The sequence below is a fragment of the Lysinibacillus sp. EB106-09-02-XG168 genome, assembly GCF_058791475.1.
This window is the reverse complement of record NZ_JBYTDN010000003.1, coordinates 1954105-1979033: the sequence shown is the minus strand read 5'-3', so window position 1 is coordinate 1979033 and position 24929 is coordinate 1954105. Positions and strand designations below refer to the sequence as shown.

The 24929-nt window shown below is 34.1% G+C and carries 35 protein-coding genes; 7 read left to right on the top strand and 28 right to left on the bottom strand.

The genetic code is table 11. The annotated features are described in order from the left end of the window. Positions 1 to 62 precede the first annotated feature (62 nt). The 6 genes from AC3WSO_RS10405 to AC3WSO_RS10380 all read right to left on the bottom strand — a co-directional run bounded on the left by AC3WSO_RS10405 (position 63) and on the right by AC3WSO_RS10380 (position 3551). Entirely contained in the window at positions 63 to 569 is a 507-nt protein-coding gene (locus tag AC3WSO_RS10405; protein WP_492530541.1) for a hypothetical protein, read from the bottom strand. 227 nt (positions 570 to 796) lie between these two features. Further along, on the bottom strand, positions 797 to 1189 hold the full coding sequence (locus AC3WSO_RS10400) for a hypothetical protein (RefSeq protein WP_492530539.1): 393 nt from the start codon (positions 1187 to 1189) through the stop codon (positions 797 to 799). Positions 1190 to 1329: 140 nt separating this feature from the next. After that, on the bottom strand, positions 1330 to 1812 hold the full coding sequence (locus AC3WSO_RS10395; RefSeq protein WP_492530538.1) for a hypothetical protein: 483 nt from the start codon (positions 1810 to 1812) through the stop codon (positions 1330 to 1332). Between the two features lie 245 nt (positions 1813 to 2057). After that, positions 2058 to 2576, bottom strand: coding sequence for a hypothetical protein (locus tag AC3WSO_RS10390; RefSeq protein WP_492530536.1), 519 nt, complete (start codon positions 2574 to 2576; stop codon positions 2058 to 2060). Between the two features lie 188 nt (positions 2577 to 2764). Continuing rightward, positions 2765 to 3208 (bottom strand): GNAT family N-acetyltransferase, encoded by a 444-nt coding sequence (locus tag AC3WSO_RS10385; protein WP_492530535.1) that lies wholly within the window; start codon positions 3206 to 3208, stop codon positions 2765 to 2767. Between the two features lie 25 nt (positions 3209 to 3233). After that, positions 3234 to 3551, bottom strand: coding sequence for a MazG nucleotide pyrophosphohydrolase domain-containing protein (locus tag AC3WSO_RS10380; protein ID WP_492534312.1), 318 nt, complete (start codon positions 3549 to 3551; stop codon positions 3234 to 3236). 127 nt (positions 3552 to 3678) lie between these two features. Here AC3WSO_RS10380 and AC3WSO_RS10375 point away from each other — a divergent pair, with 127 nt between their 5' ends. Then, positions 3679 to 4254: an LOG family protein gene (locus AC3WSO_RS10375; protein ID WP_492530533.1), complete on the top strand. Its 576-nt coding sequence runs from the start codon at positions 3679 to 3681 to the stop codon at positions 4252 to 4254. A gap of 248 nt (positions 4255 to 4502) precedes the next feature. On the opposite strand, the gene AC3WSO_RS10370 is transcribed toward AC3WSO_RS10375, so the two are convergent. Continuing rightward, positions 4503 to 4697, bottom strand: a complete 195-nt coding sequence (locus tag AC3WSO_RS10370) for a transmembrane Fragile-X-F protein (RefSeq protein ID WP_492530532.1) — start codon at positions 4695 to 4697, stop codon at positions 4503 to 4505. A 207-nt stretch (positions 4698 to 4904) separates the two neighbouring features. Between AC3WSO_RS10370 and AC3WSO_RS10365 the strand changes: the two genes are divergently transcribed. Further along, the gene (locus AC3WSO_RS10365) at positions 4905 to 6053 is read left to right on the top strand and encodes a hypothetical protein (RefSeq protein WP_492530531.1); all 1149 of its coding nucleotides are present in this window, start codon (positions 4905 to 4907) and stop codon (positions 6051 to 6053) included. Between the two features lie 280 nt (positions 6054 to 6333). Here AC3WSO_RS10365 and AC3WSO_RS10360 read toward each other — a convergent pair whose 3' ends face one another. Continuing rightward, positions 6334 to 6777: a hypothetical protein gene (locus AC3WSO_RS10360; protein ID WP_492530530.1), complete on the bottom strand. Its 444-nt coding sequence runs from the start codon at positions 6775 to 6777 to the stop codon at positions 6334 to 6336. A gap of 149 nt (positions 6778 to 6926) precedes the next feature. On the opposite strand from AC3WSO_RS10360, the gene AC3WSO_RS10355 reads away from it, so the two are divergent. Further along, positions 6927 to 7172, top strand: a complete 246-nt coding sequence (locus AC3WSO_RS10355; protein WP_079560313.1) for a YkuS family protein — start codon at positions 6927 to 6929, stop codon at positions 7170 to 7172. Between the two features lie 104 nt (positions 7173 to 7276). Here the strand turns inward: AC3WSO_RS10355 and AC3WSO_RS10350 are convergent, their stop codons facing one another. Further along, positions 7277 to 7444: a CPCC family cysteine-rich protein gene (locus tag AC3WSO_RS10350; RefSeq protein WP_492530528.1), complete on the bottom strand. Its 168-nt coding sequence runs from the start codon at positions 7442 to 7444 to the stop codon at positions 7277 to 7279. Continuing rightward, positions 7404 to 7676 (bottom strand): YfzA family protein, encoded by a 273-nt coding sequence (locus AC3WSO_RS10345; protein WP_492530526.1) that lies wholly within the window; start codon positions 7674 to 7676, stop codon positions 7404 to 7406. The genes AC3WSO_RS10350 and AC3WSO_RS10345 overlap by 41 nt, the downstream gene beginning before the upstream one ends. Positions 7677 to 8169: 493 nt before the next feature. On the opposite strand from AC3WSO_RS10345, the gene AC3WSO_RS10340 reads away from it, so the two are divergent. Beyond that, complete coding sequence (locus AC3WSO_RS10340) at positions 8170 to 9093, top strand: VanZ family protein (protein WP_492530524.1); 924 nt, start codon at positions 8170 to 8172, stop codon at positions 9091 to 9093. A gap of 291 nt (positions 9094 to 9384) precedes the next feature. Here the strand turns inward: AC3WSO_RS10340 and AC3WSO_RS10335 are convergent, their stop codons facing one another. Next, positions 9385 to 9612 carry a hypothetical protein gene (locus AC3WSO_RS10335; protein WP_492530522.1) on the bottom strand — a complete coding sequence of 76 codons (228 nt, stop codon included), beginning with the start codon at positions 9610 to 9612 and terminating at the stop codon, positions 9385 to 9387. 1397 nt (positions 9613 to 11009) lie between these two features. Between AC3WSO_RS10335 and AC3WSO_RS10330 the strand changes: the two genes are divergently transcribed. Next, positions 11010 to 11135: a hypothetical protein gene (locus AC3WSO_RS10330; protein WP_492530520.1), complete on the top strand. Its 126-nt coding sequence runs from the start codon at positions 11010 to 11012 to the stop codon at positions 11133 to 11135. 251 nt (positions 11136 to 11386) lie between these two features. Here the strand turns inward: AC3WSO_RS10330 and AC3WSO_RS10325 are convergent, their stop codons facing one another. Together AC3WSO_RS10325 and AC3WSO_RS10320 are read right to left on the bottom strand one after the other, a co-directional pair. Beyond that, on the bottom strand, positions 11387 to 12322 hold the full coding sequence (locus AC3WSO_RS10325; protein WP_492530519.1) for a PD-(D/E)XK nuclease family protein: 936 nt from the start codon (positions 12320 to 12322) through the stop codon (positions 11387 to 11389). Positions 12323 to 12438: 116 nt separating this feature from the next. Continuing rightward, on the bottom strand, positions 12439 to 13179 hold the full coding sequence (locus tag AC3WSO_RS10320) for a sulfite exporter TauE/SafE family protein (protein ID WP_492530518.1): 741 nt from the start codon (positions 13177 to 13179) through the stop codon (positions 12439 to 12441). 90 nt (positions 13180 to 13269) lie between these two features. On the opposite strand from AC3WSO_RS10320, the gene AC3WSO_RS10315 reads away from it, so the two are divergent. After that, positions 13270 to 13767, top strand: coding sequence for a DUF1648 domain-containing protein (locus AC3WSO_RS10315; protein ID WP_492530517.1), 498 nt, complete (start codon positions 13270 to 13272; stop codon positions 13765 to 13767). Positions 13768 to 13869: 102 nt separating this feature from the next. On the opposite strand, the gene AC3WSO_RS10310 is transcribed toward AC3WSO_RS10315, so the two are convergent. The 10 genes from AC3WSO_RS10310 to AC3WSO_RS10265 all read right to left on the bottom strand — a co-directional run bounded on the left by AC3WSO_RS10310 (position 13870) and on the right by AC3WSO_RS10265 (position 18783). Then, positions 13870 to 14730 carry a hypothetical protein gene (locus tag AC3WSO_RS10310; protein WP_492530516.1) on the bottom strand — a complete coding sequence of 287 codons (861 nt, stop codon included), beginning with the start codon at positions 14728 to 14730 and terminating at the stop codon, positions 13870 to 13872. Then, a complete protein-coding gene (locus tag AC3WSO_RS10305; protein WP_492530515.1) occupies positions 14696 to 15214 on the bottom strand; it encodes an RNA polymerase sigma factor in 519 nt (172 codons plus the stop codon). The genes AC3WSO_RS10310 and AC3WSO_RS10305 overlap by 35 nt, the downstream gene beginning before the upstream one ends. Positions 15215 to 15332: 118 nt before the next feature. Further along, positions 15333 to 15956 carry a hypothetical protein gene (locus AC3WSO_RS10300; protein WP_492530514.1) on the bottom strand — a complete coding sequence of 208 codons (624 nt, stop codon included), beginning with the start codon at positions 15954 to 15956 and terminating at the stop codon, positions 15333 to 15335. Between the two features lie 168 nt (positions 15957 to 16124). Continuing rightward, on the bottom strand, positions 16125 to 16310 hold the full coding sequence (locus AC3WSO_RS10295) for a helix-hairpin-helix domain-containing protein (RefSeq protein ID WP_492530513.1): 186 nt from the start codon (positions 16308 to 16310) through the stop codon (positions 16125 to 16127). Then, positions 16311 to 16520, bottom strand: a complete 210-nt coding sequence (locus AC3WSO_RS10290; RefSeq protein ID WP_492530512.1) for a hypothetical protein — start codon at positions 16518 to 16520, stop codon at positions 16311 to 16313. A 62-nt stretch (positions 16521 to 16582) separates the two neighbouring features. Next, entirely contained in the window at positions 16583 to 17191 is a 609-nt protein-coding gene (locus tag AC3WSO_RS10285) for a CPBP family intramembrane glutamic endopeptidase (RefSeq protein ID WP_492530511.1), read from the bottom strand. Between the two features lie 249 nt (positions 17192 to 17440). Beyond that, positions 17441 to 17662: a hypothetical protein gene (locus AC3WSO_RS10280; RefSeq protein WP_492530510.1), complete on the bottom strand. Its 222-nt coding sequence runs from the start codon at positions 17660 to 17662 to the stop codon at positions 17441 to 17443. A gap of 47 nt (positions 17663 to 17709) precedes the next feature. Further along, positions 17710 to 17838 carry a hypothetical protein gene (locus AC3WSO_RS10275; RefSeq protein ID WP_492530509.1) on the bottom strand — a complete coding sequence of 43 codons (129 nt, stop codon included), beginning with the start codon at positions 17836 to 17838 and terminating at the stop codon, positions 17710 to 17712. A gap of 60 nt (positions 17839 to 17898) precedes the next feature. Beyond that, a complete protein-coding gene (locus AC3WSO_RS10270) occupies positions 17899 to 18327 on the bottom strand; it encodes a GNAT family N-acetyltransferase (RefSeq protein ID WP_492530508.1) in 429 nt (142 codons plus the stop codon). 15 nt (positions 18328 to 18342) lie between these two features. Continuing rightward, positions 18343 to 18783 carry a GNAT family N-acetyltransferase gene (locus AC3WSO_RS10265; protein WP_492530507.1) on the bottom strand — a complete coding sequence of 147 codons (441 nt, stop codon included), beginning with the start codon at positions 18781 to 18783 and terminating at the stop codon, positions 18343 to 18345. A 112-nt stretch (positions 18784 to 18895) separates the two neighbouring features. On the opposite strand from AC3WSO_RS10265, the gene pdxR reads away from it, so the two are divergent. Further along, positions 18896 to 20281, top strand: a complete 1386-nt coding sequence (gene pdxR, locus AC3WSO_RS10260) for a MocR-like pyridoxine biosynthesis transcription factor PdxR (RefSeq protein WP_492530506.1) — start codon at positions 18896 to 18898, stop codon at positions 20279 to 20281. Between the two features lie 25 nt (positions 20282 to 20306). Here the strand turns inward: pdxR and AC3WSO_RS10255 are convergent, their stop codons facing one another. From AC3WSO_RS10255 to AC3WSO_RS10235, 5 genes are all read right to left on the bottom strand, one after another. After that, on the bottom strand, positions 20307 to 20459 hold the full coding sequence (locus AC3WSO_RS10255; RefSeq protein WP_492530505.1) for a DUF5412 family protein: 153 nt from the start codon (positions 20457 to 20459) through the stop codon (positions 20307 to 20309). Positions 20460 to 20597: 138 nt separating this feature from the next. Beyond that, positions 20598 to 20798 (bottom strand): DUF5412 family protein, encoded by a 201-nt coding sequence (locus AC3WSO_RS10250; protein WP_492534310.1) that lies wholly within the window; start codon positions 20796 to 20798, stop codon positions 20598 to 20600. Positions 20799 to 21055: 257 nt separating this feature from the next. Next, positions 21056 to 22279, bottom strand: coding sequence for a GNAT family N-acetyltransferase (locus AC3WSO_RS10245; protein WP_386830516.1), 1224 nt, complete (start codon positions 22277 to 22279; stop codon positions 21056 to 21058). Continuing rightward, entirely contained in the window at positions 22276 to 23004 is a 729-nt protein-coding gene (locus AC3WSO_RS10240; protein WP_492530504.1) for an AAA family ATPase, read from the bottom strand. The genes AC3WSO_RS10245 and AC3WSO_RS10240 overlap by 4 nt, the downstream gene beginning before the upstream one ends. Positions 23005 to 23695: 691 nt before the next feature. Continuing rightward, complete coding sequence (locus AC3WSO_RS10235) at positions 23696 to 24718, bottom strand: trypsin-like serine peptidase (protein ID WP_492530503.1); 1023 nt, start codon at positions 24716 to 24718, stop codon at positions 23696 to 23698. Positions 24719 to 24929: the final 211 nt, after the last annotated feature.

The window sequence follows — 24929 nt, the reverse complement described above, 5'->3', positions numbered from 1 at the left end:
ATATAAATCAATAGAGCTTCCTTTACTGGCCACCCTATATATCTATTAGGGTGGCCTTTTATTTACTGAAAATAATAATTGACTACTTCTTCAGCCGAATGAAAAATAATATTGCTTTGCGTTCTATAAATAAACTTTGGTGAAGTACAAGCTTTTTCAAGACTTTTTGCGTACTTTAATGTATCGGTCATTTGCTCGATAACCTCAGAATAGCCATCAAGATTATTAGAGATCTTTGGCATCATTGTATCGGAGATGTCTAAAACAATAGAAACTTGATCCTCCGCATAACTATTCAAATTAATAAAAAAGCACTCCTCCAAATCTTTTGAGTGCTTGTCAACATTAATAACTGCTTCATTATAATTTGCAATTAGTCCAGTAGATGTCACTGTAATTGTAAAGCCTTGTTCAGTTAATTTTTTATTAACGGCATCTAAAAATGTATTGATTTCCGCATCCATTTTAGGTGTTACAGTTGTCTGCATTAAATTATCACAATTTTGATGAATAGTATCAATTTCTGCCTGCTTATCAACAAGTAATTTAAAGTTTGATATCGAATACACACTAAATCTCCCCTTTATTATAAGGTTGACATTAGCGCGTTTTTTTAGTCATCTTTCAACTATATATTTTTTAGATCAATCATCTGAAAGAAGAGATTACAAATGCCCTTATAGTCTTTAATAATGGGTGTTTTTTCAAAGATTGTTGCTTCTAGTTTGCCTTTAGTTGAATAAGAAAAGGCACTCGTTATTGAGTGCCTTTATTTGTCGAAATTTTTCTTTCACTATTATTTACTGTTCAATTTAATATTTTCCGATTTCCCGTTCCACTCCAACTTGGCTTCAATCTTCTCATTTTCAGTTGTATAAACTTCACAACCTGTACATTCGATATTACCTGAATGTACATTATTTTCTTCGTTAAAAGTATCTTCAGCAATACCAACATCAATCGATGCACTCTTTATTTTATACACGAATACTTCAGGTGCAGGTTCTTTTCCAATATATTTAATTGTATATTCTCCAAATTCCCTTTCTTTAGTAACTTCTGTTTCATACTTAACAACCCAATTGTTACCTTCTCCATAAAAATTATATTTTTTCCCATCACCTGAACAAGCACTTAAAATCAAAACTGAAAAAAGAAATACAGCACCTAAGGTTTTATATAATTTCACTTCACTATTCTCCTCCTATAAAAATCTTCTTTTTCAACGTAAACTTCAACACTTATCCTTTATTTTCCTTCTTGAATAATCCTGCAGCGTTAGCACAAGAAGCGACTGCTTATTTGATGCAATCTCTTCAGTTATTCACCCTATTGATGCCACTCATATTTATATAACTGTTGTGTTTGTGTTTTATATAACAAAACAATCGTATCATAGCCATTATTTCGTTCCTGATAATAGTAATACTCATTAACTTCTGCTTCAACATCATAGGTCTTAAAAACATCAACTACCGTTTTATCATTTTGACGAATTTCAAGTGTTCTTCGCTGAAAATTAGCTATTTTATTATTCGCACTTGCTATTTCTTCTAATGAAAGTTTTACAAAGTTACTTTCTGTTAAATCAATTGGTTTTGAGTATTCAAACAATGTAAACCATTCACCATCTCCGTGAAAACTGTTTTCTGTCGTAAGTAAATCTTTAACTTCTGATACTTGTGGTAATTCAATTCCCCAGTTTGCTTCAAGTACCTCATATTTATTAAGAAGTAGGCTACTTAGCACCCAAATTGCCAAAAAAAAGAATAATCCTATTACTAAACAAAAACCGATTAACCATTTTTTCACATAACCACCTCATATTGTAGACGAAGTTATATTCGAAGTGTTGCACTATCATGCACCGTTAGTTGAATAAGAAAAAGATGAGATTTCTGTGGAATCCCATCTTAAAATGCTTTTAGTGCTAATTGAGCAGTTTGTTTGTTTTCTATTGATACGCTCACTAAAATCCCCTAATTCTTTGTGTATTCTTCCCATTTTATCACATATTCTTATTCAACTTACCTGCACCGTTCGTTGAAAAACACCCCTCAATGGTGTGACCTTTCATAAAAGGTAACAAATAAATCAAAATTACGCATAAATTCTTCGTATAGATTATGAAATTGAATTTTCAGTTCCCGTCTGGACAAGTATTTTTCATTTTTTAATTGAGTAATCCTATCTTCTAATGATAATAGAGTTTTAATATTATTAACTAAATATCCTCTTTCTTCACTTGTATAATCCACTTGAACAATAAGTTCTAGCAAAACCTCTCGAACTTGTTTTACATCTAAAAGCATCTTGTCTAATTTCAATGCATCAAATGGGATAGAATCTTTACTCATTAACCAATCTTGTTCAAAAATAGGCAGTACATATTGTGTTCGGTTTATCGTAAGATTTGGATATTCGTTATCTATATCTGCATTTAAATCTTTTTGATAGGATTCTTTAAACTCAATCAGGATTGCTTCATAGCTTTTACCGCTATATAAAACCCTATCTGGATGGTAGGCATAACTTTTTTTAACACTGAAAGGGGAGTATGGATAAAACCAAGTCATTAATGAAATATAACCAATAATTATTACAACGAATCCTCCTAATACCCAACTGATTCTTTTACCTTTTATACTAATATAAACCCGCTCCCTATTTTTTATAATTTCTATGCTTCGTTAGCTTATAACAACACTTGCAATCTTTATGTATTCAAGGGGGCTCTTTTTTTGACACCCCCATATTAATGAAGTTAAATCAGTGTTTTTACTATGGTAAAATAGCTACTGCCAGGAGGATAATCTTTTATTTCTCCTACTACTTGATAACCCCTTGCTTCATAAAACGTACGTGCTTGAAAATCATAGGTAGTTAACAATGCCTTCGTAGCCCCCATTTGCTTGGCTGTTTCTTCAGCTTTCGCTAGTAGCTGTCCTCCAATGCCTTTTCCACGGAATTCTTGACTAAACCAAAACTTATTGATTTCTACCCAACCCCAATAAACCTCAGCAGTAATACCGCCAATCCATTGCTGTTGAAAATCGGTTACGATTATGTTTAACGGACGAACAGAACCTTTTTTCCTACTTTCCTTATGATACGGTGAATGTTCATCGTTGTAATCTCTAATCTTTGTATTTAAAAACGTAGTAAAGTCATCGTGATTTTCTAATAAAATCTCTACTTGATAATCCATATGTTTCCCCTTTCCATATGTATCTCTATGCTTTATAACGCTCCATTAGCTTTTCCTGATGAGCTGTGAAAATTTCTTCGAGTGAAATATCATATTTATTAGCTATAACAATAATATTCCCTAAAACATCTCCAAGCTCCTCTACTAATTCTTGCTTATTTTCTTCATAGGATTGAATCTTTTCATCTGGTCGATCCCTGCCAATTTCCATTGCTCGTATAGCCCTTGCTACTTCCCCAGTTTCTTCAGCTAGAAAGCCGATACGCGTAAAAATACTTAAATCAGACCAACCACGTGCATCATAGTAATCTTTCACGAATTTTTGAAACTCATTTAATTCCATTTCTATTTCCTCCATTTCTTTCCTCTTAAGATTAAATTATACTATAAAAGTGAATCGGTGATGTTTTTAATCCACATTTCACTAACCGTTATTGCGGAAAAAACTTATCAGATATGGAGGAACCATTATGAATAGTATTGCAGTATTTTGCGGATCAAGCATCGGTGCTTCTGAGGCCTATAAAGAAGGAGCTATTCTTCTAGGAAAAGAACTAGCTAAACGGAATATTACGTTAATATATGGTGGAGCGAGTGTCGGTGTAATGGGGACAGTAGCAGACACGGTTCTGCGTGAAGGTGGCAAAGTCATTGGGGTTATTCCGACGTTATTAGAGGAGCGTGAAATTTCTCATAAAAATTTAACAGAGCTAATTGTCGTCAATTCTATGCATGAACGCAAAAGCAAAATGATGGAATTAGCTGACGGCTTTATTGCTTTACCTGGAGGACCCGGTACGCTAGAAGAATTATTTGAAGTATTCACTTGGAATCAAATTGGCCTTCTGCAAAAGCCATGTGGTATTTTAAATATCAATCATTATTATGATTTACTCATTGAGTTATTTGACCATATGCAAAATGAACAATTTTTACAAGCCCAATCTAGAAATGCACTACTTGTCGATGAAGACGTTGCGGCACTACTAGATAAATGTGCAGCCTATGTTCCTCCTGCAGTCAAAACATATCAAACAAATAAATGAGCTAAGGGGATATTGTATGGATTCTAATAAAATTTCATGACTACCCTACATACCCAAAAAACAGCTGAACATATGCATTCAGCTGTTTTCCATGTTGTTCTTAATTTCATAACTTTCTTGTTATTTCACCTGACTTAATAATAATTGAGACATACTTTGATTCACCACTGTCTATGTGCTTTCCATCTGCGACACATCAATATCAGTCTCTACTATCACTCGTTTACGTTCTTTCCCTTTTAATACCTTTATTTAATTTCTCGACTACGTTTTTTTACTGCGACTACGGCTATTAACACCATTACTAACTTCATCACCAAAATCAATGCGTACATGCTAAAAGATATGATCGCTGGCAAAAGAACTAACCACCAAGACCATGCAATAACACCCGAAAGTTTTAATACTACAAAGACAATTGTTAATACTTCAGCAATTCCCATGTTCGCACCACCTATCAGATTGGAATACAGGATAATAAATACCTAAATTCCGCCATTCAATTTTATTGTTATACAACCATTTAAGCACTTATATGGAACATTTTAAACTTTTTAACTTTTTTCAAAATATAATGAACCTTTTTGCTTGGTAATTCGTCTAAATATTGGAAACATCGAGTTCCAAAGTAAAAAAAGGGAGATACGATTATGAAAAAACCAATTAAAAAATCTTGGATGATTGCTTCAGCACTAACATTAGGAATGGCTGTTCTAACGCCACTACAAGCAGGAGCTACTTCAGTAGAACCAACAAATGGTGTTACTGTTCAAATCGAACAACAAATTACAGGAACGATTAAAAGCGTCAGCGGAGACTGGATTGACTTAAAAGGTAGAGACGGTAAAAACTACTATATCAGTTTCTATAAATTTTCTGAAGAACAACTAGAACAAATGAAATTAGTAGAAGGTCAAGAAATCACAGTTGAAGGCGGTGTAGTAGAGGATTATTCAGACTTCTACACTTTCGACGTTTATAAAAAGAGCTTGCCTAAAGAAGTAACAAAAGAAGAGCTAACAAAATTAGAAAAAATGTTTAACGAAGTGAAAAAGTTGCAAAAAGAATTGTCAGATGACATGACAGAAGAAGAGTTAGACAAGAAATTTGAAGAAATCGGAAAAGTTTATGAAGAGATGTATAAAATTACAAAACCATATATATTAGCTAATTGGCAGCCTCAAACGTTTGAAGAATATATAGAAGACTTTGGATTCAGTGAAAAAAATATAATTATTGCAGAAAATGATAAAAAAGAGCTTAAAGCTATTTATGAAGAGTGGGTAAAACTTGAAAAAGATGGCCAAGAGGAAAAGGCTAATGAGAAAATGGAAAAATTTTATGACATCCTCAACCCATACCTTGAAGAACTTAATCCACCTCAAACATTTGAAGAATATTTGGAAGAGTTCAATTTAGTAGAAATCCCTGCTGAAACATTAGCAAAACTAAAAACGATCTATGAGGATATCCTAAAAGCAGATAAAGGTGAAGATTACGACTTACAAGAAAAACTTTACGAGGAATTTTATGACATCATTGATCAGTTCATAAAACCTCAAACATTTGATGAATACATGGCTGACTATGAATTCAAAGTTAGTGAAGCGGATAGCAAGCAATTAAAACAGCTTTATGAAGAAATCTTAAAGATAGATAAAAAAGCAGAACAAGCAAAAATTGAAGAGAAATGGGAAGCATTCCACACTATTTTAGAGCCATATTTTGAAGCAAATAGAGAAATTTTAATCTCTGCTTCTAAACTAACAATTAACGGCCAAGAATACCTACCACAATAAGGAAAAGAATCGGGGAACCTTAACAATCATTAATCTGATTGTTGAGATTCCCCTTTTTATTGGTTCTACAATAATTTAGCCCCCCTTCCAGGAAAAAAGGTCTTCAACTTATCCATCAATGTACAAAAAGTGAAAAAAAGAGTCGAAATAAAGTTGCTGTTGATTTCATTCAAGAGGATCGAATTATTCAATCGATCATTTAGTTTCATATTTAAAAAAGACGCATTGGAAATAAACTTCAACATGTTTTTCTTTCATAATAAGCCAATGTTTGTCGTATTTATTTTACTTCTATAGCAAAAATATAAGAAGAACTACCATCATCCCATCTTCCGTAAACACTATAAATATAAGTCCCTTTTTCTTTCGGTACAGAGAAAACATTACCTTGTACTTTTACTACCTCTCTTTCATCGTTGCCCAACCATTTATCAACTTCTATTCCCTCAATAGGTGCTTTCTTAAAATTAATACTAATTTCACTTTGCGGTGAAACAGGAAACGGAACAATATTATTATTAGCAATAATTTCAGGTGGTGGAATTTTATCAACACATCTATTATTTATGAAGCCTTGCCAACAATAGGTACCTTGTACTATTGATACTTTCTTACCTTCTGACAATACAACCGGTTTGGGTGGTCCGGCATAAATTAGCGTAATAATCCATACAAATGCAATAATAAATAAAAGACTAAATATTGTTTTCTGTATTCTTCTCATTTAAAAGATCCCTCCTAACACTAAATTTTATTCTTAGATTTTTATTCAATCCATTTTCACGCGTTTTTTATTATGTATAACAAAAAAATGAATGTAGTGAATAATTAGCAATCCTATATGACACATTACATATAGGAGGTGGAAGAATAATGACTAGAATAATTGGTGTAGAACAATCATTAACAAACGTTGAAGACGCTTTAAAAGCAAAAGGTTATGAAGTTATTCAGCTTCGTACTGAAGAGGATGCAAAAAAATGTGATGCTTGTGTAATCACTGGGCAAGATAGAGATATTATGGGAATTAGCGATCCTGTCATGGCGGGACCTGTTATTGACGCTGATGGTCTTTCTGCTGACGAAGTAATTCAACGCGTCGACAAATATTTCCACTAATAAATAACTAGGTGCTGTCGCTATAGCTTTGTTGACTATAGCGCAGCACCTTTTAATATTTATGTCGATTAGAGAATGGACATTAGTAAATTCGCCAATTCGAATCATATTGCTTCCGGAATTGGCTTTGTGAATTGAAGCCCATCATCTTCCCAGAAGCAAATCTTACAAATTCCATATGTATACGGTCGTTCCTCATCTAATGATAAATACCCACAACATTTACAAGTATTACTTTTGTAGACTTGGTGAAAAAACGTTTTTAAGCGCACCAATTATTCCGGGCACTAGAAAGACAATGCCGAATAAGATAGTAAGTAAATTGAAATTTTTTGTTTCATAAAAGGTAAACCACTCTTTGAAAATTGGAGATTCCGTAATTCGTCCAAATAACGTTCCACTAATATCTCGATAATTAGGAATCCACCCTGTTGCTTCTAATGTAATAAAGATTATTTGTGACAATACAAATACACCAATAGAAGTTACCCAAGGTTTTTTCAAAAATGGAGTATGATGTTGTTTATTAGCCAGATAATTTCCCTCCCTCTATTTAATTCTATTTTTAATTATACGTAAAATCAAGGGTTAAATACCAATATTAAACAAATACCCTTAACACCGTTCTCCTTTTCTATTCCATCCAACATGTTTTGTTGTGTGGAACAAAATCCTTGTAATGAACCACCAACAATGGCTTAGATACATACAACCTATTTACACCCTTTCATCATTCCACTTATGATTTTAGCAAGAAAATTCAATGAAAAAAGACGCGCTTGCTAACCCTCATTTCACTTATTTTCTTGTTAAATTACAATACTTCCCCCTACACCAATCCTTTTCGTTGCTTCACAACAAATAAAGAAAATTTACTAATGCAATTTCTTAAGAAATCTTCATAAACATCCTCAATAATTATTAATTCTTTCCATTTACAATAATGATAATGCCACATGATTCTATAAGCGGTAACGTATGAAAAGGAGATATAAATATGAAAAAACGAAATTTAATTATGGTGATTACTTTTCTTTACACAGGTCTGATTTTATACTTCATGTTCTTAGGCTTTAATCGTCTAGACGGTTATGAAGAATACAAAAGCGCCGGCTACGAATTTCTGCTCGTCCCATCAGACGTTCCTTTGAATTTTCCTAGATTTACGTTTTCTTGGTTATACAATTTCGGAAATATAGCAGCATTTATCCCCTTTGGTATCTTATTACCTTTACTCACTCAAATTGATTATAAAAAATTTATTGGATGGTTCATTATTGTGATTCTTGGATTGGAAACGATTCAATCTTTAACGTATCTCGGGACTTTTGATGTAGATGATGTTATTTCAAATAGTATAGGTGCAACAATTGGATATGTTGTATACAAAGTTGGGTTCACTTCAAACCTGACTTTTAAAAAACTCATTGCTTCATCCTTAACTGCCATTATACTGTTAGTTGGTGTGATGATTGTCTCTGAAATTTTAGATAAACGAGTAAGTCCGGTACAACCTTTGCATGCTATTAAAGAAATCACAGGAGCTAAACCACTAACGAACGAAGTACCGACTTTCACTGTAGCTGGTAATAAAATAGAACCTCAATTCAATTTATATAGTAATAAAAGAAATACTACCAAAACCTATACTTATACTATTAAAGATAAAGAGGAGCTAGTAATTTTTCTAAACATTGGCATTCCCGATCAAGAGGAATTCAAAGGTGAAGTGACCATAATTACGGACGGAAATGTAATATTCAAAAAAAATGAAGTGAATTTGAAAGAAGAATCCGAAACAATTGAAATGCCATTAGAAATTCCGTTATATTACGAAGCTAAAAAAATGACCATTGTGATCACAGGTAATATTATGCTATGGGATGTAGGCTTCACCGAACTGAAGCATTGGTGGGAATAGAGTGATTCATTTCGTCATTGGAGTAATTGCATATTTCTAAACAATGCAGAATAATGTTCTTATAAATACCATTCTGGACGTTCTCTTACATTTCATAAACAAAGTGAAGCTTAGGCTCAAAATTATTTGAGACTTGTGCTTCACTTTGTTTATTGCCTATTTTTATTTCAACGTTGTGGAATCTTAAAAATCTTCGTGACAATTAACTTTGAAAGGTACTGAATTACATATATCAATCGAGAATCCCGTCAAACATACAAACCTCTTTGCTCCTAGTTTACATACATTTGATTAATCAAACTCTAAAACGTTTTTTTCTATTACTACTTTGTAAACATCTATTGTACTAATTAAAACCGTTTTATAATGTTCTGTTTCAGTAAATGAATACCAAGGCTTCTCATTGAACCCATTAGAAATTTCTTCTGTAAATGTTTCTTGTTCAATATTATTTTTGATTTTATACTCTTCTTCATGACCTTCGTTATAGTAAACCTTCACTTTATATTCATACTCCATAAGTCAACACCTCCCATCTATCTATATAATGGATTGGAATGACAAGAAATATGAGCATAATAAAAAGCCTATGTATGACAAATTATATTTCTGTGCCTATGCTTTGTTAAATTGATCTTACTGCACAGTATGGTACTCCAAATTTATAGATCCTTAAATGTTATTAAAGATATAGGATTAAGAGCTCAAAATAAAAACACAGCAACAACCGTATTGAACACCAACGCAATTTTATAATGAAACTTAATTTTAAATAAAGACACAAGTAAATCCATACGAACCCATACCATTATCACGATTAATATGAATGTAAATATCTTAGTATTATATCCCAACAACTTTCGATCTAATACTTAATAAACTATAAAAATAGCTCCCCTTATCAAATAAATAAGAGAGCTTTATAAATATCTATTACTTATCTCCAACTGGTTTTAATAAATTCACCGGAAGCCTACCTAGATATCGGACTTCTCCCTCGAATATCACTAATAGATAACCATTAATTTCAATACGATCTGATGAAAAAATGCTTCTAACTCAGTTAATTTCTTAATCGAACGATAAACTGTCTTTGTACTGAAAGAAGACACAAAATGGTTAGTAGTGTGTACCCGTAGTTAAATAAAGTAAATTAAGTTAAAATAATGACTAATATCAGTATTCAAATTCGCTATTTCCCATAAGTATGTTATATTGGTAATTAATTGGATGATGCATAAGGGGGCTTACTGTTTTATGAATGAGGAAAAAGTAAAGAAATTACAAAAACCATCCACTATTATTTTGGTTTTACTGGGCCTTTGTATGGCACTTAGTAACAATATATTATTTTTTCCATTTTTTTAATTTTACTTTCTCTAAGCTTATTTTTGATTAGCTTGCGATTATACTTTAAAAAATATAATCCAATTCTTCCCTCATTTATTATAATCATTTGCATTTTTTTGATTATAATAGCAATCCAAAGTTTTTTTGAATAATTGAAAAAGGATACTATACCATTGAAAACTGCAAAAAAATATTATTTTTATTAACTTTAATTGTATCATTTGCACTTTATTCTGAAAGTACATCCGCTGCAAGTAATCAAGAGGATGAAATTGAAACTATTAGAAACTATATATATGATTCAAAATTCTAATTAGATTTTTGAATTAGTTCGGATTTTTCGTTCACTAAGCTGCTATGATAGGACTTCGATTAGCAGAAGTTGCGGGTTTAAAGGTGTAATCATTTGATTTTAAAAACAACGCTCTATACATTTATAAGACCCTTCAATACGACATTGAAACAAAAAGTTAAAAATTTTACTTCCTAAAAATAAAAAACCTAGATTAGTTAACGTACCTAAAGGGTTAATGGTAGAGCTAAGAACGTTCCTGGAGAAGCATTTGATGTTAAGAAAAGAAATGGGCTGTGCTTGGAATCCATTGAAAGATGATGATGGAAATGACATAAACTTTATTTTTACAAATTCTGATGGCTATCCGTCAAAACCTGCCGCTATAAATACGGCTTGAAGAAGACTTATTGAGAAATACAATCTTCCTAAATTAAATTTTCATGCTTTACGACATTCCTGTGCTTCGTTATGTTTAGTAAAAATGTCAACTTTAAGGTTATTGAAGAAAAATTAGGTCATTCTAAAATAAAAATGACGATTAACAGGTATAGTCATTTAATTAGTAAAGATGAAAATAAAGCTAGTGACTATTTTTTTGATGACTTAATTAAGTTGGTCACTTTTTGGTCACTCGCTCCATTTTCAGACTCATTTCTGCACACATAATTCTTTAAAATTACACCCTTTGCAGTGCCATTTTTCAGTGGTTTGCTCAAATTCCTCAAAGTCCACGGGTTCATTCGAGAAAATATCCGCCTGATATTTTTTCATTTCCAGCACACTTTGCTGAAACGTATGTAAAATATTATCCATATCATATGCTGTAAAGGTGTATTTTTTTCTTTTGCCTGTCAATAAATATTCATTATAGACATCAATCTGGTCTAGAGATACACGATATTTCTGCTGAATATAGTAAGCATAGAGTGCTAACTGTTGGCGATCATCATCAGACTCTCCCCCTGTTTTCCAATCGATAATAATCCACTTATCTGTCATCTCATCAAAATAATGAAAATCCATTACGACAAAAACTTGTACACCCTCGATTTTCATCGAACGAAATTGTTCAGGCTCACCGATTCGTAGCGAACCTTTTTGTGCGGTAATTTGCTGGAATGTTTCACTATTAAGAAAGTTATCAAACACAGCCGTCATACGCTCCTTATAGTTCTGTACAAGTTCAGGATTTAACTTTCCTTCGTAATAAATTTCTTGCATCATATAAAATTTATTTGGCTTATGTCTCCATAAATCTACATGACGTGTAGAATCGATAAAAGCGGCATTAAGCTGGCCACGTGCACGATTTACGAGTTCTGCAACAGTCGGCGCCTTGCCGGTTTGTAAATAATCATTGATCGATTGCTCTATTAAATGATGGACGATTTGCCCAAATAAAATCGGCATCGATTGAAGCTTTTTTAAGCGATAGACATGTTGATGATATGGCTCCACATTGTAACTGAGCCAGCCATTATGAGAAAAATAATATTCATAGCCATATTTCCGTGCGCAGCTTGTTAACGTTTTATGACGTGACAATGACCACGAAAAAGATGGATAAGGTGTGATTTCAAACATGATATCGCCTCCTTAAATCTGTTTTATCAATTTCGCCTTGGCGTAATTACCGCTGACGCTTACTGAAAAGAAATTACATCTCCAATTATCTCATCACCTTCAAAGGTGGATATCTTCTACTGAATAAAGATAAAATCATAGACGAGCTGTACTAGTAGCATAATAGTTACAATCCGCAGCAATAGCTTTACTTGATTTGCCTTAACCTTTCTGGCAAGGAATATGCCTATTTGTGCACCGATTACAGAACCAACCATTAATACGATTGTCAACGGCCAATCAATTTTACCTGTGGCAATATACGTAATCGAAGCTCCTGAGCACATCGCAAAAACACCTACACGCGACAAACCTACTGCTTTCATATAAGAGATTTTCTGATGTGCATATGTATAAAGTGCTAGCGTACTGCTACCAGGGCCGAACATACCATCATAAAAACCAACCCCCAAAAGGATTGGACCGTTTTTACGATTCATTGTAAAGCTTTCTTTTTTTCCAAATTCAGCCCCACCTAAAAAGGACATAACAAGGGCAAAGCCTAATAAAATGATGGCGATAAACGTTAATGTTTGACTGCTCATAAATGATGCAAATAGACCTCCAAGTGTACCACCTATTATGGAAACAAGGAATACTGAGCGCATTTCTGACCATAATATTTCTTTTCTTTTATAAATTGTGTAAAAGCTTGAAAAGGCACTGACCATATTAGAAACCTTATTCGCACCGATCGCTGAATGAACTGGTACCCCTACTAACATCATTGTCGGTAAAGTTATTAGCCCTCCACCTCCAACTAATGTCCCAATGATGTTGCCAATGATTCCAATTAGTAAAAACAACAAGTACTCCATCTAATCCTTCTTTCTATGTCACACATGATGGTATTCTTATGATACAGTATAACAGACTGCACTTTTTTAATTGAACTATGAGGTGAACAAATGCTAGAACAACAAAAAACACCTACACCACGATTTTGTAAATCGCTAACGCTTATTGTTACGACTATTTTTTTAGCTGGCATTACGGCAACACTAATCCAATACAATAAGCTCCCCGCTTCTATACCGGTTTTGCAAAGCTTTAAGAGTGAACATGCGCAATTTGGCCCTAAAATCACCATTTTTTATTTACCATTCATTGCCTTAATGCTATTTTTGCTTTTACAATACTTAGAGATGAAAGCAGCTTATCCTACCCTCCGTAAAAATAAGCCTACCTTATCTCATATTCAGCGACAAAATGGAATCATTACCTTTTGTCTCATCAAAAATAGTATACTCTTATACTTTACATATTCACTATTCAATGATTTAACAGTTGCATTAGGCCACGAACGCATTTTACAGCAGTGGCATGCTTATGTATTTCTGTTTGTACTAAGTACAATATTTATAATGGGGATTGTGCGTGGAATTTTATTGGATAATAAGGAATAAGGTACAACTCGCCTCCATACTGCGTTTATAACTAATTAAAACCACCCTATACCTTTGCAATTATCTCTTTTGTAAAAGTAAAGGTGGTTTTATTTAAATCCGTCAATAAAGGATAATAATTAAAACAAGTGCTGCACTAATAATACTTATTTTTATTGTTTCTACTTTATATATGGAATATGTTCGTATCCCTCTTATTATGAAATACCAAAAAATGAAACCATATAAAAGCGCAAATGTAATCATTAATGGCTTATACAATGGACCGACCCAGGTTGCCCAAGCAAATACGCTAGAAAGCATCGAAAGCACAAGTACTAACAGCCACCATACATGCTTAGATGGTGTAGATCCTTGTAGATTATGACGTTTATAATAGTTCGTAGAGAATATATTTACAGCTATCACGATAAGTGGAAGAATAAAAATCCAAGGCTTTGTTGTTACAGTGTATAATCTCTGAAATACTATATCATACGTTACAGAATTCCCAGCAAAAAACTGGCCAGAATCAACATTTAGCATGCCTGTATCTGAAATCTGATAGTGCTCTTCTTCGCGATCTCTAACAACGATTACATCTGTAATATAGTTACCTAACTTTCCATCAGCCTCTTCAACATACTGTGTTAAATCTTCAAAAAAGTTATAAACTATTGTATCTTCAACCTTCTCCGTAGATGTATATAAACTCGAGCTTCTCGCAAAAAACTTCCCTTCTTTTCCTCCGAAATGCTTATATATTGCTTGGATGGATTGGCCAACAGTTTGGGGTGGTGAAGAATTTTGTGGAGTCATAATAAAAAATAGAGCAATCATGGCAATCGTTAATAGTAGAACACTCTCTTTCCATAGCGGTAAGTCTTTTTTCCTCTTATGTTGTATGCGTTCATAAATAAGGTTTTTCACAGCATGATCCTCCGGTAATTTATTGAGTTTCTTCAGTCGATTGTTTAAATCCAAATTCATCACCTCCAAGTACTTTCTCCAAAGCTTTCATAGCATTTCGCTGAGTATTCGCTATTTTCACTGTAGACCATCCTAAAATTTCACTAGTTTCGGCTAAACTTAACTCCTCAATTTTTCTATAAATAAGAACCTCTCGATATTCAGGTTTTAATATTTGAATTGCTTCATATAATAGTCGTCGATCCTCAGACTGCATAATCCAATTATGTGGGACATATTGCGTCTCCCGTTTTTCATGTTCTTTTTGAAATGGTAACCATTTAATAAGTTTCTTTTTTCTATAGGTGTCATAGACTAGGTTTCGTGCAATTCTCCTTATGTATGTGCCTATAGCAGCTTCGTTTCTAAAATGTCCTTTATAAACCCGGATAAATGTTTCCTGCGTTAAATCCTCCGCTAAGTTTGGATCCGAGACCATATAATAAATAAATTGATAAATGCGCTGAAAATATTGTTCATACAGCTCATCAAACTCCATCTTCTCACCTCTCTTACTTTATTAGACGAATGAGTAAACAAAATTTGTATGTTTAATGTGAATTTTCTATGCTAAAAAATAAGCTACTTGACACCAAATAGCATCAAGTAGCCTTTTTTTACAGATCCATTTTCATCTGTTCATAGGTATGTATTAACACATATTTTTGTACGCCGCGCGCAAAGGCAATGCTTTCTTTCTGATACTGATTAAACGCGGCTTCATTTTTCACCTTGTGCGCATAAACCGCTTCAATTGCTGGCTGCATCCACGGCTTTGTGAGCTGATCGCTTCGCATGTCTGTTGTTCGTTCTTCAAGTGCAGCAATATAACATTTTGCATAGCTAGTTAATGGCTCTTTATTTATTTTATTAGCCGCATCCTTTGCTTCCTCTAAATTATCTTCCAAGATCGCTTTAATAAATTTACAGTTATACTTCATTGCTGGCTGTTTATACTTTACAATTGCTGCTTCTAATGAGTGTAACTGGTCTTCCTTTGTACCATAAGCAACTGTATATAGATAGGAAAAAAAAGGATGCTTCTTGCGATCTTTTACTAAGTTATCTACCAATTTCATATTATTAGTCCACAATACTATATGTATATGTCTATAAATCATTGCAATCGCAATAACTATAAAAACGCCAAGTGGAATGGATGGGCGAACCCCAGCTAGTGATAGTAATAGTGCCAACATAAATATGACCAAATAAAATATGGCTAGTTTTGTAATTTTCATAATTCCTCCTAGTGTAATTTCTTTCGCATTTTTCGAGAAAAAATAAAGCCTGCTCCAAGGAAGAATATAAGCGCCATAAATTTCATGAGAGGAATAATAAATAACTTGCTAACTACAAGAACAACAAGAATATAATAAACCACCATTGCCAGTAATAATAGTGTTAGTTTATTCACTGTTTTCCCTACTTTCATTCAGTGCTACTTCAATGGCCGCTAACGCTTTCGGTCCCATCCCGTGTAATTTTTTTAGCGTCGATAAATCAACCTTTTCCAATTGCTCTAATCGTGTATATCCTGCCGCATTTAATGCACGTATAGCAGGCTTCGCTACACCCTTTGGCCATTTCGTCATTTATGCTCGTCCTTTCCTTTTTCGTCTATTAAGGATCTCTGTTCCTATAATACCTATTATTAGTATAGCGATTGAGGCGACATGATAATCAACGAAAAAGGTCGTAAAAGCTATATTATAATAATGGCAAATGGCAGTGATAATACGCCCTCCCATTAATATTAAACCGATAATCAAGCATCCTTTTACTACTTGCTCGATGAATTGCATTTCTATCACTCCTCTGCTTTATTATGCAATCGAACATGATGAAATGCAAATGGGCAAGGTATTTAGAGTAGATTAAACATGGCCATTAAGGAGGCCAACAGATTGCCAATGCCATGTATGCACCAGCTTGTTATGATGGAGCCATTGGATTTTCTTTCATTGATCCACCCCATTAAATATCCTGCAAAACCGGTTGCTAAAACAACTAACACTACAACACCGAATGGAATAATAGAGTATAAGATCCATCCATGTAAAGTACCAAATATTAAACTTTGCATGATATTTCCTATTTGAAAACCAAACTTATGCATGAATCTTTTCAGTAAAAAGCCTCGGAAAAACAACTCCTCTGACAAACCTGTTTGTACAATAGCATAGAAAAGTGCTGATAAGAGTGCTGAAAAACCAAGCCCTGTAAATCGATTTGACGCTAAAATTGAACTATCTAGGTAGAAATAGGTAATTGTAAAAATTGGTCCTAAAAATAAAACAATAATGACTAAAAGCCATACCGAATAATTTCCTTTGTTTTCAATGACAGGCTTTTGAAGTCCGAGCCATGCAAAAAATGATTGCTCCTTTTTGGCTGAGATCAACCACCAAATGAACGGTATAACTGAAAATAAAATGACCTGAAAAACTGCATCTATTACACTTTGCAAAACCATATTTTTTCCCCCCTGTTCATAATGTTTTATATGGAGAATGACAAACGATAGTGAAAGGTTCCTCTCGGATGGAGAAATCCGCCGTTATTCTAGCTCCCTTCTTCAATGTTAAGCATATTAAATAGCGGAGTTAAAATCAAGATTAATTTAATGATAATCATTAAATAATTAACTTTTATAACTAAATATTAAATGCTAATCAGTACTTACCCATAAAAAATACGACTAGAATAACACTAGTCGTTTTCATTAATTATTCGGATTTCGCTCAATAAAATCTGTAATTTCATCTTTTAATTCATAAACTAAATCAAAATAATGATGTTCGTTCAGCGCCCCCTTCTTTCTCCATTTTTGCATTTCTTGATAGTGAAATGTCACAAAATAATTTATTATTTCACGTTGGTCAATACCTTCCCTTTTTGCCATATCGACAATCGAAAGTCCTTCTTTCCAATATTGATCATACACTTCTTGCGTAATCCCAAGAACTTTACAAATAGCAGCATAATCGTACTTTACATGGAAACAACCTGTCCTTCCTCACCATTTGCATGTTGTTGAATTACGTTATTTGCATAACCAATTGGTGTAAAACTCATCATAACTATGCTTATTAGAAAAAGCTTTTTGAACGTTACTTTCATATAAACCTCCTTAATGTTTCCATTAGTGTGTGAGGTTTAAAAAATCATATTCCTTGTGAATCACAATGCTTTTCGAAATGAATAGCACCATTTTTCATATCCTAATCGATCCTCATAAAAGCGATGTGCATTACTCCTTTGGATACCTGACTCTAAGACAATATAGTGCCCCCCATTATCTTTGCCCCATAGATGAAGATAATGTAAAAGTTTCTCACCATAGCCCCCTGAACGATATTGCTCATCCGTTACTAAATCATAGACAAAAATATGGCGTTCGCTGTAAAAATTGACTCTCCAACTTAATCCGGTGACAACAATCATTTTCTTATTTTCAAATAATGCAAATAACATATAGCCATCTTGAGTCATTTCCTTTAACAATTGGAGATACTTTTCTACGGTTAATTCCGTACGGAGCTGCACGATAACTGCATATGCATCCATCCACTCCTGCTCCGTTGTTAATTGTTTGATGGTTACAGTCATTATTCGAACCTCCATTTACCAATATTTAATATAATGAAATACTCCATTATCAATTCTCATCCCGAGCTTCTCATATAGTTTTTGAGCACGCACGTTGTCTGTCGCTGTTTCTAAACCTAGATAACACGCATCGTTTCGTACACAATACGAATAGCTCTGTTCAATTAGGGCCTGTGCTACACCTTGCTTCCTAGCATACTCGGCCACAAATAGATCGTTTAAAATAAATGCTTTTTTCATTGCAACAGATGAAAAAGTAGGATAGAGCTGAACAAAACCAACTGGCTGTGCGTTTATATAAGCTAGAAAAATGACCGACTCTTCCTTATTTAAGCGCTCTAATAGAAACTGCTCAGCCTGCTCTAAGTCAGATTGTTGACCGTAAAATTCCCGATAGGCATTAAATAATGGCAGCACGTCTCCAACTGTTGCTAAAGTTACTGTACAAATCTCCATTCACTTATCTCCCCATTCCTTTTTTATATGTCATTCATGTATTATGATAAATAACAAACTGACATTCAAAAAGAAACAGTTCTAGACATTTCACCATGTCAAGGAGGGACATATGGAGGATTTTATTTTCTTATTCACTGATGAAGAGGCAAAGTATAAACAAATTTATCAGCAGATTAAATTGTTAATCGAACAAGGGACATTGAAAACAAATGATTCTCTTCCTTCTATTCGGAGGCTAGCCGAAACTTTACATGTCAGTCGGAATACAACGTTAACTGCCTATGAGCAGCTCGTAGCGGAAGGATACATACGTGGCGAAGGACGAAAGGGTTATTTCATCAATGATTTTGAGCAAGTGTTTCTACAAGAGGAACGACCAAGCCTTACTCAAAGTACGAAAAGTAACCGTGAAAATATCATCATTGATTTTCGTGCTGGCGCTGTCGATCAGCAGCATTTCCCTTTAAAAATATGGCGTCAAATGGCCAATCAAGTGTTACATTTGAACAAATGCTATCAATATGGCGACCCTTTCGGGGAGCCCCTTTTAAAGGAACAACTTGTTCATTATTTACTTCAAGCTCGTGGGGTTCATGTAAACGAAGAAGATATCATTATCGGTAGTAGCACGCAACAAATGTTAATTTATCTAGGCTTTCTATTAAAGCAAGATTTCCAAAGTGTTATTTTAGAAGATCCTGGCTACAACGGTGCACGAGAAGCGTTCAAGCTACATGACTTTCGTATAGAGACATTACCTGTGTTGGAAAGCGGTGCACAGCTTGAGCATTTAGGTCATTTACATTCGCGTTTACTCTATGTCACCCCTTCGCACCATTTCCCATATGGGGTTTCCATGAGCATCCAGCAGCGACAAGCATTAATTCAGTGGGCCAAAAACGTCGATGGATATATACTAGAAGATGATTATGATGGTGAATTCCGTTATACACAACAGCCGTTTCCTGCTCTCGCCTCCATCGACAAGTCACGTGTTATTTACATGGGGACATTTTCAAAATCATTTCTACCAGCGATTCGTTTAAGCTATATAGTGCTACCAAAAGCACTTGTTCAGCCATATAAAAAACGATTTGCACATTTTGAACATAACGCCTCGTCCTTACATCAATTAACGATGGCTAAATTCATGGAACTAGGTGAATGGACCCGACATATTAAAAGGATGCGTATCACCTATAAACATAAAATAAATACACTCGTGGGAGAAATTACTAAACAATTTGGAGAAAAAATTACGATTCTTGGAGAGCAATCTGGACTTTATATATTGGTCAAGGTGCATACCCGATTTTCAGAAGAACAGCTCATCCAAAACGCACAACAATACGGAGTAAAGGTCTACCCTACAAGCCCCTATTATCTACAACAGACAAGTTCAGCGCCAATTATTCAATTAGGCTTTAGTAAATTAAAAACGGAAGAACTTATCCTCGGAGTGCAACTACTAAAAAAAGCTTGGATTACAAAATAAGTAGCCATAACTGCAATGGTTATGGCTACTCATGTTTTCGAAAATCATATATTTCATCTGGCACATTCAATGTCACTCCGTTAATACTGACCGTATCATCGTCGCTCCATTTAATGTAAGCTTCATTTTTTCGATATTGCCAATATATTTTTTTAGAATTTTTCTTTTCATGATTCAATTATGCCTTGACATAATTGCGTCCGGAATCGGCTTTGTGCATGCACAAAGAACTCCTTTTCTGATTCGGAGACCTTAACTTCTTTCAGCGGATGTATGTCCCCCTGAAAAGTGACTTAATACTGTATTCATCTCACTATCACGATAAAGATAGGTGACTTCTGCTGAAAGAAGTTAAGACTAATTCTCCCAATAGCGCATAAGAAGTCGTCGCACCCGCATCTGAAACATAAGCTTTCACTTCATAGGTTCCTTGTGGCGATGTAGTAGATTCAGCAATCAAATTTTGTTTACATCTAGACCAATCGAAAAATAACCAGTAAATACCGTCCCCTATAATACTAGTAAAAAAACAAAATCCAAATAAGTAGCACTAGAAGAGTTTATTTGTATACTTTCTGGCGTTGCAGCTGCTCGGATTCATTCATCGGTATCCCCCAATCTGTTTATATAAGAAACGATTTAAACGATGCAGTGTTTCCTTAATAAGGTAATAAAGTTCTCCAGAGCGGTTTTTCGCTGTCCCGATCAATTCCCTCCTGAATCCATAAAAAATGGATCTGCACAGCATCTCACTGCACAAATCCCTTTATTTTCTTAAAAATAATCAATAAACGTTGGAATCCCAATTGGTAGTACTGTCTCTAGTAATGCTATTTCAATGGCATTGCCTTGTAAACGCTCAATTTTTTCTAAATAGCTTGGTCGTTTATAACCTAGTAACATCGTGGCAAGAGTTTGGACCGTTAGTTGAACAGCATTTTCAGACTGCACCTCACTCACCATTTCGACCGTGACTTTTCCATCTTGCTTTGTGATGACAAATGTGCCATTATTCCATGCCACAATGCGATCAGTTACAGCTAGTCGAAGCTGAAAATCATTTCCCGTGAATGGATAGCGTAGCAGAAATTCTTTTACATCGACAATTCGTGCCATAAAATAAGGGGACACTTTTTGAATAATTTCACTATCTTCTAGTAAAAAGGCAACGGCTTCATTGCCAGTTGTTTTACCATAGACATTATAAATCATAGAGCTATGTGCTGAGACAAAATTCCATAAGCCTTTACGCGCCTCTTCCTGCAAATAGACAATCTCATCGATGTAGTAATTTTCCTCCATAATGCGGTAAAACATATACCCCTGTGGCAGATCATCCTCATCATAATATACGGCTGCCTGAAGGTTCACATCACTATCAATAAATTTTTCTTCCCAGAAATCTTCTTGAAACTTTTCATTCCAAGCAATGCTATTTCGTACCATGACACCGTGTGTCTTCTTGGCATAGCGTGCATAAATGTTTACAACATCTTCATGCTTCGGATCGACACGGCGGATTTTACCGTTTAAGCCTTTATGGTGAGGAAGCTGCGTATCCTTAATCTGAAATTCCACAATATCACTCATAATTTCCCAGCCCTTTTTCCGGTAATACGGGATTGAATATGGAAATAAATAGGATATACTTTGTCCTTCATTGCGCATTCGCTCCAGGCTTTCAATAATAAGGCTCTCCATCAATCCATGCCCAGAATATTCCGGGTACGTTCCGACCGCAGTAATGCCACCCATTTCATAGATCCTACCATGAACATTTACCTCAAAAGGTAGGCTTAAAATTTGAGATACAAGATGCGAACCATCGAACCAACCAATGGCATGTCCCTCATTAAATTGTTTACTTTTGGCATTTACAAAGCGACGATCCTTATGAATGGACATGGACATTTGAAAAACATAATTAAGCAAATCGATAGACTGTGCCATTTCATCTAATCGTATTTCTCGCATGACTAAGCCTTTACGTTGATTCATGATTCTCTCTCCTCATCAAATAACTCTGAAAAAATGGATTCCGGTGCATTTAAAAAGCGCTTCGTGACGATGTAATGAATAGTATCCTCATAGCGAATAGACTCAATGTCCCCATTATCAAAACTATAGATAGTCGCATTTGGATAGCCAAGTAATATAGGTGAATGAGTGGCGATAATAAATTGGGCCTCATGCTCCAAATCCTTCATAATTTTTAGGAGACTAAGCTGCCTAGTCGGTGACAATGCCGCTTCAGGCTCATCCAATAAATAAATAGCTTTCCCTTTAAAGCGATGCATAAATAGCGATAGAAAGGACTCACCATGTGATTGATGATGTAAAGACTTACCACCAAAAGCGGTATATTTTCTTGGATCTTCTAACAAATCAATATGACTTGCAAATTGATAAAATGTTTCAGATCGTAGGAAAAAACCATTCGTCACTTTCGGCATCCATGACAAACGGATATATTCCCCTAGTGAAGACTCCGCCTTATGTACTTCATATAAATTTTGACGACCACCACCCGCTGTATTAAAATCACAGCGATCCGCAATTGCCTCCAACAGTGTTGATTTCCCAGAGCCATTTTCCCCAACAAAGAAGGTCACATTCGTAGGAAACTCTAGCTCTTGTAAATCCTGCAAACTTGGTATATTAAAGGGATACTGGTCTTTAACTTCAATATCCCCCTGTAATACCTTACATGATTTTAAATACATTTTGTTTCCTCCCTTACAACTATTATAACGCGCTTATGCTTTTTTCCAAATATAAGCTACGATATCAAGGACTTAAAAAAAGTCCATAGGTTGCAAAAAAATCAGATTATTAGAACAAATCATAAACTCATCATTTCACTTAACCTACAACCGTACCTAATCACAAGCTATAATAACTATAGGATGCTCATTAAAAACATTGCCGTAACTACAATTTTATATGAAATATTTCCTGAGAAATAAATAAAAAATATGTCGAAAGTTGCAATTAAAAATAATAAAATTATGCCATAAAATAGCGATTAACAAAAATCATTGTAGTAGCATAAACTCATAAACTGTCTATCTCATCTTAAAACATTCAAAGAACAACCCACTTTGAACTGCTATTTCCCGCTGTAGCTAATATTAATTTTGTACTTACAATAAATATACCTATAACAATCACTCGTTAATCTAGGAAATAGCTTCCCATAGGTTCGTTTTTTTGTTTACGGATCTTTATTACGATTCCTAATTCCTCGGGGTAAAACAATAAATTAATACAGGTGTATACTAACTATAATCTTGGTATCAGAGTTATTCCTTGAAAAATCGGAAATAATGACCATTTAATTAAAGGCTTTCTATTTCAATTTCCCCAAAAAATAGACAAACCGAAATTCTCAGTTTGTCTACAATATTAGTAATTTTACTCTAAAGCTTTGGAAACAAATTTAAACATATAAGAGTTCATCTTAGGTCCTCCATTCATAGGGTTCCCATTAATAACGAATGAACCTCTATGGACACCTACAATTTGATTGTCAGTATTTAATAATGCTGAACCTGATTGTCCTGGTGCAGTATCAATTGTATAAAAGGCTACAGATGCATCCTCTCTAGTAATATTTCCTCTCGTACCAAATTGAGAAATTTCACCACTTGCCTCCATTAAGTCTCCCGGATAACCATAAATACCGATATTTTGATAAAGAAGATTATTCACCTGTTTGATTCCAAAAGTACCTGCAACATCTCCCGCCTGTTTATTGTCTTTTGATACATCTAAAACAAGAATAGCGAAGTCTTCAGAGCTCGAACCAGTTGAAGCCCAATTAGCAGCTACATAATAATCATTAACATTATAAGAACCAAATAATCCAACAGTATTACTTACACCAGGGTAAACCTTTGCACTAGTTATAGTTTCTTTTGTTTCTGGATTTATAACACAATGTCCATTTGTTAGGACTTTATTTTTCCCAATTAAAGAACCTGTACAAGAACCACCTTTTCCATCAGGCCAATTTATTTCAATATACGTAATTGCACTGTATGGCATTTCTTTAGTATTCTCTACTTTTTTTCTACTATCGTCACCGATGACAATCCGTGGTGATATTTGTAATGGTTCTCTAGCTGTAGAATCATTAATAACAACTGGTGGTGGTGTAATATCGATAAACGAGTGACCTTCCATTATGGAATCAATCTGAACGGGAGAAATTTCACCCGTTCCTTGAACGCTTGGTATTTCATCAATTAATTGTGAGTTACTGTCATTAAACTCTTCATACTTAATGATTTCACCTTTCGAATTTACCATGTCATAAGGATGAGATACCTTACTTGGGTCAAATGAAAATTCACCTAAAGACTCCTCAGCAAAAACATTCATAGGAACTAACAAAAAGATAAGCATAAAGAACAACTTAAAAGTAATTTTTTTCATCTTATTCCTCCTTTTGATTTAATCTATTTGTAGTTTAATAGAAATATCAGGAAAAATAAAGTAAAAATTTAGAAAATATAGAAGATTGTTAAAATGAAAATTATTTACGATTGAAATAAAATCAAATTTTTTTCGAGTAAAAATATCTTCGCTATATTTCTAATTTAGATTTTTTGATGATCTGAACACAATAGTTTGTTTCATAAATGAC